The following is a 12,733-nucleotide window of genomic DNA, read 5'->3' as shown; positions in this document are numbered from 1 at the left end:
GTCGGGCCGCGTGACCGATCCCGCGTCCGCACCCGCGTCGGGCGCCAAGGGCACGCCGGGGGCCCGGGCACATCCCCTCGGCGACAATGAACCCGTGCGGTACAGAATCCTGGGCGTCACCCAGACGGAGGACCACGGCACCGTCGCAACCCCCGGCGGCCCCCGCCTGCGCGCGCTGCTCACCGCCCTCGCCCTGCGCCCCGGTGACGTCGTCACGCCCACCACGCTGATCGACGAGGTCTGGGCGGAGGACGACCCACCGCAAGACGCCCCTGCCGCCCTCCAGGCCCTGGTCGGCCGCCTCCGCCGTACCGTCGGCAAGGAAGCCGTCGCATCGGCCCCCGGCGGCTACCGGCTCGCGGCGACCCGCGACGACGTGGACCTGTACGTCTTCGAACGCCTCGTACGCCAGGGCACCGCCGCCCTCGGGCACGACGACGCCGCGACCGCCGCCCGGCACTTGGACGAGGCGCTCGCCCTCTGGCGCGGCCCGGCCCTGGCCGACCTCCCCGGCCACGCCGCCCGCCCCGAGGCCCTGCACATGGAGGCCACCCGCGCCCGTATCGAGGCCGGTCTGCGCCTCGGCGACGCCCACGACGCCGTGCCGAGGCTGCGCGAACTGACCGCCGCGCACCCGTACGACGAGCCCCTGCACGCCCTCCTCGTCCGCGCCCTGCGCGCCACCGGCCGCGCCGCCGACGCGCTGGCCGCCTACGAGAACGTCCGCCGCACCCTCGCCGAAGGCCTCGGCACCGAACCCGGCACCCGACTGCGCACCCTGCACGCCGAACTGCTCGGCGCGGAGCCGGAGACCGGCCCGGCGTCCGAGCGGGCTGTGGCCGCCGGTGAGCGCCGCGGCAACATCCGGCCCAGGCTGACCACCTTCGTGGGGCGGGAACGGGAGCTCGACGCCATCCGTTCCGACGTGCGCCGCGCCCGCCTGGTCACCCTCACCGGACCGGGCGGATCCGGGAAGACCCGCCTCGCCGAAGAGGCCGCCACCGGGCTCGGGCAGGCGTGGCTGGTCGAACTCGCCCCGCTCGACCGGCCGGAGGCGGTGCCCGGCGCGGTCGTCAACGCCCTCGGGCTGCGTGAGACCGTGCTGCTGACCGGCGACCGGCCGACCGTGCAGGACGACCCCGTCGCCCTGCTCGTCGAGTACTGCGCCCCGCGCAGCCAACTCCTGGTCCTCGACAACTGCGAACACGTCATCGGCGCGGCGGCCCGGCTCGCCGAGACCCTGCTGACCCGGTGCCCGGGCCTCACCGTCCTCGCCACCAGCCGGGAGCCGCTGGGCGTGCCCGGTGAAGCGGTGCGCCCGGTCGAGCCGCTCAGCGCCGAGCAGGCGTCTCGTCTCTTCACCGCGCGCGCCGGTGCCGTACGGCCCGACGCCGACGTCCTACTGCGCGACGAGGAGGCCGTCGCCGAGATCTGCCGACGCCTCGACGGACTGCCGCTCGCCATCGAACTGGCCGCCGCCCGACTGCGGCTGCTCACCCCGCGGGAGATCGCCGACCGGCTCGACGACCGCTTCCGCCTGCTCACCTCCGGCAGCCGCACCGTCCTGCCCCGCCAGCAGACCCTGCGCGCGGTCGTCGACTGGTCCTGGGACCTCCTCGACGAGGCGGAACGCACGATGCTGCGCGAGCTGTCCGTCTTCGCGGGCGGCTGGGACCTGGCGGCGGCGGAGGCCGTGTGTTCCGGGTCCGCCGCAGAGCTCGTGGGGGCTCTCGTGGACAAGTCCCTCGTCGTCGCCGATCTCGGCCGGGAGGGCGCCGACATGCGCTACCGCATGCTGGAGACCATCCACGAGTACGCCGGGGAACGCGCCGCCGAGGTCCCCGGGCTGCGTGCCGACGCCGAGCGGGCCCACCGCGCCTGGGCGCGCGCCCTGGCCGAGGAGGCCGACCCGCAACTGCGCTCGTCCGGGCAACTGCCGTACATAGCGCGCCTGGAGACCGAGCACGACAACATCCGCGCGGCCCTCGACCGCTCCCTCACCGCGGGCGACGAGCCGGAGGCCGCCGCCCTCGCACTCGCCATGGGCTGGTTCTGGTGGCTGCGGAACTACCGTCACGAAGGCGTCGGATGGCTCGACCGGGTGCTGCGCCTAGGCGCAGCTCTCGACGCGGACGACCCTTCTGCCTCGACGACGGACGTCCGCGACCGGGTCGGCGATCCCATCGACATGCTCCTCGCCGAGCGGGACGGTGACCCGCCGCACCCGCTGCACTCCCTGCGCATGCGCGTGCGGATGATGCACATCCTCCTCACCTTCGAGACCGCGCCGAGGGAAGGACTGCGGGACGAGCGCATGCGGCGGTACGTGCGGCGGGTGCGGGACCACTTCGCCGCGGGCGGCCCCGAAGCGGCCCGGGTGCCCGGCCTCATCTGGCCGCTGACCGAGTTCTTCGTCGGCGACTCGGGCGACGTCCGCGGCTCCATGGACGCCTCCGTCGCCAACTGCCGTACGTACGGGGGCGAATGGGAGATCGCTGCCAGCCTCATGTTCCGCGCCCACGCGGTGGTCGACCTCTCGGGCACCCCGGTCGGCATCGACGACGACCTGGCGGAGCTGCGCGTGCTCAGCCGTCGCGTCGGCGACCGCCTGGTGGAGGCCCAGGTGTGCAGCGCCTTCGGCGAGGCCGCCATGGTGCGCGGTCGCTACCAGGAGGCCAGGGCCGAGTACGAGGAGGCCCTGCGGCTCGCCGAGGAGGTGGGCGCCTTCGCGGAGGCGCCGTTCCTCATCGCCCGGCTCGCCGAGATCGCCTACCGCGAGGGGGACCACGGCACGGCACTCGGCGTCCTCGACGAGGCCGGGGCCGCGGCGGACCGGTACGGCGTCGTGGACTCCAAGGCCTTCGTCCTGATGCTGCGGGCCGGACTCGCGGTGGTGGAGGAGGACTACGCACGAGCGCGCGTCCTGTGGGAGGCGGCCTACGAGGAGTGCCTGCGCGGCACGCCGCCGCCGCAGTTCCTGGCGATGCTCGGGCTGGTGGACGCGCTCGTGACGGCGGGCGAGTCGGGCCCGGGGGCGGCCCTGCCGCTGCTGGCGGGCACCGTCCGCACGGCCGTCGAGGAGCGGTGCGCCGACCTGGTCCTCGCGACCCTCGTGGACAGCTCGGCCGGTCTGCTGAGCGACCTCGGCGACCACGTCCGCGCGGTGCGGCTGCTCGGCGCGGCCGGACACTGGCGCGGCGACCGTCCGCGCCCCGTGCCGGACCGCGCACACGCCGAACGGGCCGAGGCCGCCGCCCGCGGTGCCCTCGGCGGTGAGCGGTACGACCTCGAACTGGCCGAGGGGGCCGTCCTCGCGCCGTCGGACGTCGTCGCCGAGCTGGCGGCGGCGGTGGGACAGCCGGTCCCGCAAGCGTCTACGCGCAGGTGAAGCGGGACTGCGCCCAGTCCGCGAGCGCCACCGTGTCGAAGGGGCTGTGCGGCTCGGTCACCAGCCGGAGCGTCTCGCGCCCCGAGATGTCCACATGGACGGGGACCGCCGGGTCGCCGCCCTTGACCATGCCCGAGTTCCACAGCCGGACGCCGTCGGCGTACACCGAGAAGTGGACCTTGCCCAGCTTCATCGTCAGGTCGTCGACGCCGGCCAGCGCGTCGTAGGACGAGCAGTCACGGTTGAGGTCGATGGTGACCGAGGAACGTCCGTTGACGGTGACGCCGTGCGCGTACGACACGTCGTCGATCGACAGGGCCGAGCGTTGCCACACCCAACTGCTGCCGGCCAGCCGCATCTCGGGGCCGGTACCGTCGCCACTCACGTCGTACGCCAGCTCGCTCCACTGGTAGACGGCGGGTGGGGGTGGGGGCGGAGGCGTGGGCGTCGGGGTCGGCGTGGGGGTGGGTGTCGGGGTCGGGGTCGGGGTGGGTGTGGGGGTGGGCGTGGGCTTCGGGGGTGGGGTCGGAGTCGGCGTGGGCGTGGAGGTGGGGGTCGGGGTCGGTTCGGGTGCCGCCACCGGCTCGGGTGGGTTCGGGGGCCGCGTCGCGGGCGTGGGGGTGTCCGGGGAGGGCTGGGCCACCGGTGAGGAGGCCGGCGGGGCGGCCTTCGGGCGTTCCTTGTCCGGTGAGTCGTTGCCGGCCAGCGCGAGGGCCAGCACCGCCGCGGCGGCCACCGCGACCACACCGGCCGCGATGCCGGCCTTCACCGGCGCGCCGAGGCCTTCCGCCGCCGCACCGCCCCCGACGCCCGCTCCGCCGGAGCTGCCGCCGCTCGCCGCGGCCGCCGCACCCGCGGCTCCCGCCGCGCCGGCGCCCGCGCCGCCGGCGATGAGTCCGGCCGCCTTCGCGTACCCGGCGACACCGAACCAGCCGATGACCGCGACGGGCACCACGGCGGGGATGCCGCTCGCGACCTCCTCGATCTGGGTCGCGGCCAGCCGGCACCTGGCGCAGTCCTCCAGGTGCTTGCGCAGCCCGCGTTCGGCCCGGATGCGCAGCCTGCCGCGCGCGTACGTGCCTAGCTGGTCGGCGTAGCGGGCGCACTCCTCGTCGGTGGCGAGGGCATCGCTGACGTGGGCCTGGAGGTAGGCCTGCTTCAGCCCCTCACGTGCGCGGCTGGCGAGGACGCGGGTGCCGTTGGCGTCCAGCCCGAAGAGCGTGGCCACCTCGCTCGGCGACTCGTCCTCGACCTCGGTGTGCCACAGCACCGCCTGCCACCGCTCCGGCAGCGAGCGGAAGGCCCGCATGGCCATCGATTGCTCGGCCTCGTGCATGGCGCGGACGTCGGCGCCCAGCTCCAGGGTGTCGTCGTCCGGCACCTTCGCGGTGTTCGCGGCCTGCGCGGCGAACACCGCGAAGTCCTCGACCAGTTGCTCCCGACCCGCCGACCGGGTCCAGCCGGCGGCGACGCGCCGGACCGCGGTGAGCAGGTAGGCGCGTACGGCGTGCTCGGGACCCGAACCGCCGCGCACCGCCTGGAGCATGCGGGCGAACACCTCGGCGGTGAGGTCGTCCGCGGTGTGGGCGTCGCGGCAGCAGGTGCGCGCGTACCGGCGGACCGCGTCCGCGTGACGCCGGTACAACTCCTCGTAGGCCGTGTCGTCGCCCGCGCGCATCCGCTGGATCAGCTCCGCGTCGGACGCCGGGAGCTCGCGCGGCGGTGGCAGGACGCCACCGTCGTCCGGGTCCCGGGGCGGCGGCAGCACGCTGTCCTCGTGCAGCTCGCGCTGTGCCGGGACCTCGGCCCCGGCCCGGCTCTCGCCCTCGGCAGGGGCCTCGCGGCCACCGTCCTCGACGGGGCCGGCCCGCCGGTCGCGGGCCGGTCCGGCCGGACCGCCCTGGCCCGGCACCTGCGGCGTGCCGCCCTCCCGGGCGGCATCGGTCCCGGCGTCACCAGGTCCCTTCTCGCCGTCACCGACTGACCTGTCCCGCCCGTCAACACTCATCGCGGAAAGCCCCCGCCAACCTGCCCAGCCAGTCCGAACACCGGGTCAGCGTGCCATATTGGCTTTTGTTCAGGACCCCCTTGTGCCGACCGTCACTCGTCTGTGGGGACTTGCCGGGCCGCGGTAATAACGCTCAGCCGTTCGGGGAAGGAGAGACGAAACACCCCACGGCACCACCGTCCCGGACCGACCGTCCTGTTCCGGTCGTCCCGGGCCGGCCCGTTCTGTTCCGGCTGCCCGGGCAGGACGCGTTCCGTTCCGGTCGTCCCGGGCCGGCCGGTCCAGCACCCGGCCGTTCCGTTCCGGTCGCCCCGGACAGGCCCGGCCGGCATCCGCCGTCCAGGACCGGACGCGTTCCGCGCCGGGCGTCCCGAGTGGGCCGGACGGCGCGGGCCGCTTCGCGTCGGTCCTCTCAGGCCGGCCGTGACCGCAGGCCCTCCAGCAGGATGTCCAGCAGACGGGCCGAGGCCGCCGCCTGGTGGGCCGGGTCCGGCAGTGAGGGGGCCGCCGTGGCTATCACCAGCAGTACGTCGGACACCGACACGTCCGGCCGCAGCTCACCCGCCGTCCGTGCCCGTTCCACGAGCCGGCCCACGACCTCCAGCAGCGTCGCGGCGCCCTCGGCGACCGCCACGGAGCCGTCGGCGGAGGCGGCGACGGAACCCGGCCCGCCGGCCGGTGCCCCGGCCGAGGAGGCCTCCTCGGGCACCAGCCGCAGTTCGGTGCCCGGCTGTATCCGCTGCTGCGGCACCCGGGGATCACCGGCCGCCGCACCACCTGCGCCACCGGTACCGCCCTGACCGTCCTCCGGCACTCCGACCCGCAGCACCTGCGGCGGCAGCAGCCGGCCGGCGCCCGAGGCCACCGACGTCCGCAGGAAACGGGACAGCGCCGACCACGGCTCGTCCTCCTGCCCGAGCGCCGCGCGTGCCTGGTCGGTCAGCCGAGCCGTCTCCTCCTCGGCTATCCGGCGCACCAGCACGTCCTTGCTCGGAAAGCGCCGGTACACCGTGCCCACACCGACCCGCGCGCGCCGGGCGACGTCCTCCATCGGCGCGCCGTATCCCAGCTCGCCGAACACCTCGCGGGCTGCGCGCAGCACGTGCTCGAGATTGCGCTGGGCGTCCACGCGCAAGGGCGCGCTCCGTGCCGCGTCTGCGCGGGCGCCGCTCGCCGTCGTACTCATCGCACCGCCGGGCGCGACGGCCGACGCGGACGACCAATGAGAATCCTGAACATGCATAGACAATCCCCCGGTAATGACGTCTCCCCCCGGAGACTCTCCCCGCCATCGAAAGCCGGAGTGCACGGAACGGGCCCGCTAGCGTGGTCCGCCCGTCGCGGACCCCATGAGCACATCCCCCCACACACCGTCGGAAAGAACATAGTTGAGCGAGGGTCAATTCAGAAGGGGCACGTTCCGCACGGAGCGCCCGCCGATCGGAGCACCGATCGCACACACCCCGAATGTGCCACCCCCGGACCCCGCCCCCGCCCCCGCTGACCTGCGGGATCACGCTTCCCGGGGCTGTTTCGTCCGCCTGTGCGCTCCCATGATCTCCAGTCACACAATTTGCCGAGCCTGTGGACAAACGCAAGCGTCGGGTGCGTCATGGGGTGGTGAAGGAACGTGCGCGCATTCTCGTTGTCGGCGGTGGCTACGTCGGGATGTACACGGCCCTGCGGCTGCAACGGAATCTCAAGGGCGAACTGCGGCGGGGCGAGGCCGAGATCATGGTCGTCACCCCCGACCCCTACATGACGTACCAGCCGTTTCTCCCCGAAGCGGCGGCCGGGTCCATCTCCCCGCGGCACGTCGTCGTCCCCCTGCGCCGTGTCCTCGGCCAGTGCGACGTCGTCGTCGGCGAGGTGCGCTCCATCGACCACACGACGCGCACCGCCACCCTCACCACCCTCGCCACGGACGAGGAGAGGACCGGCGCCCGCCGGGTGACGTACGACGAACTCGTCCTCGCGCCCGGCTCCGTCTCGCGCACCCTGCCCGTCCCCGGCCTCGCCGACCACGGAGTCGGCTTCAAGACCGTCGAGGAGGCCATCGGTCTGCGCAACCACGTGCTCGAACAGATGGACATCGCCTCCTCCACCCGCGACCCGGCCGTCCGCGACGCCGCCCTCACCTTCGTCTTCGTCGGCGGCGGCTACGCGGGCGTGGAAGCTCTCGGCGAGCTGGAGGACATGGCCCGCTACGCCGCGCGGTACTACCACAACGTCACGCCCGAGGACATGAAGTGGATCCTCGTCGAGGCCTCGGGCCGCATCCTGCCCGAGGTCGGCGAGGAACTGGGCCGCTACACGGTCACCGAACTGCGCCGCCGCAACATCGACGTACGCCTGGACACCCGCCTCGAATCCTGCGCCGATCGCGTGGCCGTCCTCAGCGACGGCTCCCGCTTCCCCACCCGCACGGTCGTCTGGACGGCCGGCGTCAAACCGCATCCGGTCCTCGCCGCCACCGACCTCCCCCTGGACGACCGGGGCCGGCTCACCTGCACCGCCCACCTGTCGGTCGACGGCGCCCCGCACGCGTGGGCGGCCGGAGACGCCGCCGCCGTCCCCGACGTCACCGCCGCCGAACCCGGCCGCACCTGCGCCCCCAACGCGCAACACGCCGTCCGCCAGGCCAGGGTCCTCGCCGACAACGTCACCCACGCCCTGCGCGGCGAGCCCCTCGACACGTACGCCCACACCAATGCCGGTTCCGTCGCCTCCCTCGGCTTCCACCAGGGCGTCGCCCAGGTCTACGGGCGCAGGCTCAAGGGCTACCCCGCGTGGTTCATGCACCGCGCCTACCACCTGAGCCGGGTCCCCACCGTCAACCGCAAGGCGCGCGTACTGGCCGAATGGGTGATCGCCGGCCTCTTCAAACGGGAGATCGTCTCCCTGGGGTCACTCGAACATCCGCGGGCGGAGTTCGAACGCGCGGCCGGTGGAAAGCCTTCTCAGGAGCCCCCGCACAACCCGAAGGGGTCGTCCTGACCGGAGCCAGGAACTCCCCCGGCCACTGGGGCGTCTGACGGATGTCGGCCGGCCGGGCACCCTGCCAGACTGGTCCACCACCGCGGGCGCGCCGCCGCTCGCCCCAGCGCGGCCCCCGGGGCCCGGGCCGCCCCCGGCCCGTCCCGGTCCCCGGCCGCCGACAACTACACGAGGCAAGGATTCGTGAACTTCACGCGCTGGAGCGCCCGACTCCCCGGAACACAGCGCCGCGCCGCGTCGCGGACGGACACGGCGGTCCCCCCGGACCGCCGGGGAGACGGCTCCGTACCCGCCGCCCGCGCCGAACAGCTGACCGACGAAACCCCGCCCGTCCCCGACGTGGACGACCTGCCCGTACGCGACCTCCTCGACCGTGTCCCGGCCCTCGTCGCCCTCGTCCACGGCCCCGAGCACCGCCTCGCCTACGTCAACGACGCCTACGTCGCCGCCTTCGGCACACGCGACCTCGGCGCCCGCGCCCGCGAGGCCCTCCCCGAGCTGGACGAGCCCGGCCTCTTCCCGCTCCTGGACCAGGTCCAGCGCAGCGGCAGGCCCCGCACCCTCAAGTCCCGCAAGGCCCCCGACGGCCGTTCCTACACCTTCACCTGCACCCCGGTCGCCGAGGGCCACAACGGCGACGGCCGCGGTGTCCTCGTCTTCGCCACCGACGTCACCGACCACGCCGAGGCGGCGGGCCGCCTCCGTGCGAGCGAACGCAGCCAGCGCGAAACCGCCGTCACCCTCCAGCGTTCCCTCCTCCCGCAGGAACTGGAGGAGCCCGACGACCTGCGCGTCGCCGCCACCTACCACCCCGGCGGCACCGAGGCCGCGGTCGGCGGCGACTGGTACGACGTGATCACCCTCGGCGGCGGCCGCACGGCCCTCGTCATCGGCGACGTCATGGGGCGAGGCGTCCGCGCGGCGGCCGTCATGGGCCAGCTCCGCACGGCGGTGAGGGCCTACGCCCGCCTCGACCTGCCCCCGCACGAGGTGCTCCAGCTCCTCGACGGCCTCGCCGCCGAGATCGACGCCAACCAGATCGCCACCTGCGTCTACGCCATCCACGACCCGAACGAGGGCCGCCTCGTCTACGCGTCCGCCGGTCACCTGCCCATCCTCGTGCGCGACGAGGACGGCACCGTCCAACGCGCCGACGAACCCACCGGCCCCCCGCTCGGCACCGGCGGCTGGATCCACGCCTCCGGCTCGATCGCGCTGCCTCCCGGCTCCACGGCCGTCCTCTACACCGACGGCCTGGTGGAACGCCGCGACGAGGACCTCGACGAGGGCATCGCCGCCCTGGAGCACGCCCTGTCCGGCGCCACCGGCACGCCCCACGTCGTCTGCGACCGCCTGGTCCGCTCGGCGGGCGTCACCCCGGACCACGACGACGACGTCGCCGTCCTCGTCCTCCAGCACCCCGCCCGCAAGGGCACCGAGGCCGAGCTGTTCCGCAACGCCGCACTGGAACTGCTCGGCGGAGTGGAAGCGGCTCCACGCGCGCGTGCCTTCGCCTCCGGCGTCCTCACCAGCTGGCGCTTCCCGCCCGACCTGCACGACCTCGGCGTCCTGGCCACCAGCGAACTGGTCGCCAACTCCCTCCAGCACGGCACCCCGCCGATGCGGCTGCGCCTGCGCCGCACCGACCGCCGCCTGATCATCGAGGTGACCGACGGCGACGACCACCTGCCCCGACGCCGCCGTGCCGAGCCCGGTGACGAGTCCGGCCGGGGCATCGCCATCGTCGCGACGATCGCCTCCAACTGGGGATCCCGACGCACTCCGGGCGGCGGCAAGGCGGTCTGGTGCGAGTTCCTCCTGCAGAAGCCGTGAGCCGGCGCGGGGCGGCGGGATTCCCGGCCCCGGCTGCCGGCCCGCTCACGCCTCCGCGGCCACCACCGCGTCGGTCGGCGCCCCGCCCTGGGTGACCACGCGGCTCCGCGCGAGCGCCGGCTGGTTCTGTACGTCGGTCAGCTGCCGCCCCAGCCGCACCGCCAGCACCGTGATGCCCAGCGAGAACAGCAGGAACGCCACGATGTAGGGCCCGTGCAGCGAGGCCCCCAGCGGCCCGCCCACCGCGGGACCGATCGCCAGCGCGAGCTGCTTCACCAGGGCGAAGGCGGAGTTGTACTGCCCGGCGAGCCCGGTCGGCGCCAGGTCGGCCACCAGCGGCGCCAGCGTCGGCGACAGCATCGCCTCACCCAGCCCGAACAGCGCATACGTCGAGATGAACGCGGCCGTCGCCATCGCCTGGCTGCCGTGCCCGAGCCCGGCGTACCCGGCCACGGCCCACGCCACGGCCCAGATCAGCCCCACGGACGCGATCACGCGAGAGCGCTTCCGGTGCTCCACGAACTTCAGCACCGCGAACTGCGCGACCACGATCATCAGCGTGTTCGCCGCCAGCGCGGTCCCCAGAGCGGACGTGGAGATGCCGGCCGCCTCGACGCCGTACGCGCTCAGCCCCGACTCGAACTGCCCGTAGCAGGCGAAGAACAGCACGAAGCCCAGGACGCACAGCTGCACCATGGCCCGGTTGCCCAGCAACTGCTTCCAGCTCCCGCCGCCGGTGCCCTGCCCCGGCGCCTCCTCGAGCCGCGGAGCGCGCGGCGCCCGCACCGTCGCCATGACGGCGACCAGCACCAGGAACATCGCCGCCTCGATGGCGAACAGCAGCGTGAAGGACGACGCGCTGGAGGTGTCGACCAGGTGGCCACCGATGAGCCCGCCGACGCCCAGCCCCAGGTTCTGCAGGAAGAACTGCATCGCGAACGCCCGCGACCGGGTCTCCGTCGTGGAGCAGTCCACGATCATCGTCGCGAGCGCCGGCTGCATCACGGCCTGCCCCGCACCGAGCGCGGCGGCGGACAGCAGCACCGTGCCCGCCGAGGCGGACAGCCCGAGGCTCATCGCGCCGAGCGCGGCGGTGACCAGGGCGACCAGCAGTACCGGCAGCGGGCCGCGCCGGACGATGGCCCGCCCGGCGAACGGCAGCACGATCAGCGCGGCCACGGCGAAGACGGCGAGCACGAGGCCCGCCGTGACAGAACCCAGTCCCCGCACCTGCGCCACATAGACGTACAGGTAGGGGACTGTGAAGCCGAGTCCGAACGCGCTGAGTGCGTTGCCCACGTGGATCCGGCGCATCGCCGCGCCCATTGCCCTGGTCACGTTCACCCTCTCTTGATCTCTCGGGATCGTCGCTGCGGCCCTCAGAGCTGAAGGCTGAAGACTTAGAAGCTAAAGTTCGAAGGTAAAGAGTACATAGCGAAGGACTTCAAGGCAAAGGCGCCGCGTGCCATACTGCGGCCATGGGCGACACCTCCGGCGCCGGCGAGCCGACACTCGAAGAGCAGATCGCCGCCTACCAGCGCGAGTTCCAGGATCTCGACCCCCAGGTCGAGAAGATCGTCTCGGCGCTCTCCCGTCTCAACCGCCGTATGAACGTCGCGTACGGCCGGCAGACCGCCGAGCTGGGCATCAGCAACACGGACTGGGAGGTGCTGAAGGCCCTGGTGCTCTCCGGCGCCCCCTACCGCCTGGGACCCGGGGACCTCGCCAAGCGCCTCGGCCTGACACCGGCCGCGATGACCCACCGCATCGACCGCATGGTCACGGAGGGACTGGTCACCCGGGAGCGAGACGAGAACAACCGGGTTCGCGTGATCGTGGCGATCACGGCGGAGGGGCGCGAGAAGTGGCAGGAAGCCATGCGCATGGCCACGGTCTTCGAGGAAGACCTGCTCCAGGACCTCTCCGCCGACGACCGCACCGCGCTCGGCGAGGTGCTCACCCGCCTCCTGCGCAGGGTGGAACACGCCCAGCCGGACGCCGGCGGCCGGCTCAGCGACCTCGATTAAAAGATCTTGACAGCGACGCTTGACAGTCCCTTGCCGGATACGTAAGGTTCTTCGAGTTGCCACGGCACCGTAACGGTTCAGCGGCAGCACCTTCCGCCGCAGCAGCGGCACTCAAACCACCAGCACGATCCCCAATGGGAATGACTTCGGCGCGCCCGAATTCAATTCCGCTGGGTACGCGTCGGCCCGGTCGACCCCGATTGGGAAACGCCGAGAAGGTCCGCTAAGGTTTGAAACGTCGGAACGGCCCAATGGCCGGGACGACAACCCCCTCTGACGGGGAATCAGAGCCCGAAAGGATCTGATACAGTCGGAACCGCCGGAAAGGGAAACGCGAAAGCGGGAACCTGGAAAGCACCGAGGAAATCGGGTCGGAAAGATCTGGTAGAGTCGGAAACGCAAGACCGAAGGGAAGCGCCCGGAGGAAAGCCCGAGAGGGTGAGTACAAAGGAAGCGTCCGTTCCTTGAGAACTCAACAGC

General features: G+C 73.4%; 8 protein-coding genes. 5 read left to right on the top strand and 3 right to left on the bottom strand.

The features are described from left to right. The first annotated feature begins 94 nt into the window (after positions 1-94). Positions 95-3,388: a BTAD domain-containing putative transcriptional regulator gene (locus AB0P07_RS30655; protein ID WP_365556294.1), complete on the top strand. Its 3,294-nt coding sequence runs from the start codon at positions 95-97 to the stop codon at positions 3,386-3,388. On the opposite strand, the gene AB0P07_RS30650 is transcribed toward AB0P07_RS30655, so the two are convergent. Continuing rightward, positions 3,375-5,156 (bottom strand): sigma-70 family RNA polymerase sigma factor, encoded by a 1,782-nt coding sequence (locus AB0P07_RS30650; protein WP_365556292.1) that lies wholly within the window; start codon positions 5,154-5,156, stop codon positions 3,375-3,377. The two genes, AB0P07_RS30655 and AB0P07_RS30650, sit on opposite strands and share 14 nt — an antisense overlap. A gap of 9 nt (positions 5,157-5,165) precedes the next feature. Between AB0P07_RS30650 and AB0P07_RS30645 the strand changes: the two genes are divergently transcribed. Then, positions 5,166-5,372 carry a hypothetical protein gene (locus AB0P07_RS30645; RefSeq protein WP_365556290.1) on the top strand — a complete coding sequence of 69 codons (207 nt, stop codon included), beginning with the start codon at positions 5,166-5,168 and terminating at the stop codon, positions 5,370-5,372. 436 nt (positions 5,373-5,808) lie between these two features. Here the strand turns inward: AB0P07_RS30645 and AB0P07_RS30640 are convergent, their stop codons facing one another. Then, positions 5,809-6,639, bottom strand: a complete 831-nt coding sequence (locus AB0P07_RS30640; RefSeq protein ID WP_365556288.1) for a TetR family transcriptional regulator — start codon at positions 6,637-6,639, stop codon at positions 5,809-5,811. Positions 6,640-7,013: 374 nt separating this feature from the next. Here AB0P07_RS30640 and AB0P07_RS30635 point away from each other — a divergent pair, with 374 nt between their 5' ends. Both AB0P07_RS30635 and AB0P07_RS30630 read left to right on the top strand, forming a co-directional pair. After that, the gene (locus AB0P07_RS30635; protein ID WP_365556286.1) at positions 7,014-8,393 is read left to right on the top strand and encodes an NAD(P)/FAD-dependent oxidoreductase; all 1,380 of its coding nucleotides are present in this window, start codon (positions 7,014-7,016) and stop codon (positions 8,391-8,393) included. A gap of 183 nt (positions 8,394-8,576) precedes the next feature. Further along, a complete protein-coding gene (locus AB0P07_RS30630; protein WP_365556284.1) occupies positions 8,577-10,226 on the top strand; it encodes a SpoIIE family protein phosphatase in 1,650 nt (549 codons plus the stop codon). A 45-nt stretch (positions 10,227-10,271) separates the two neighbouring features. Here the strand turns inward: AB0P07_RS30630 and AB0P07_RS30625 are convergent, their stop codons facing one another. Next, a complete protein-coding gene (locus tag AB0P07_RS30625) occupies positions 10,272-11,552 on the bottom strand; it encodes an MFS transporter (RefSeq protein ID WP_365556459.1) in 1,281 nt (426 codons plus the stop codon). A 152-nt stretch (positions 11,553-11,704) separates the two neighbouring features. On the opposite strand from AB0P07_RS30625, the gene AB0P07_RS30620 reads away from it, so the two are divergent. Continuing rightward, positions 11,705-12,253, top strand: coding sequence for a MarR family transcriptional regulator (locus AB0P07_RS30620; protein WP_365556282.1), 549 nt, complete (start codon positions 11,705-11,707; stop codon positions 12,251-12,253). Positions 12,254-12,733: the final 480 nt, after the last annotated feature.

This window comes from Streptomyces sp. NPDC085944 (assembly GCF_040686295.1).
Taxonomy (GTDB): Bacteria; Actinomycetota; Actinomycetes; order Streptomycetales; family Streptomycetaceae; genus Streptomyces; species Streptomyces salinarius.
Note: the sequence above shows the minus strand (reverse complement) of the source record. Positions and strands in the feature narration are given on the sequence as shown.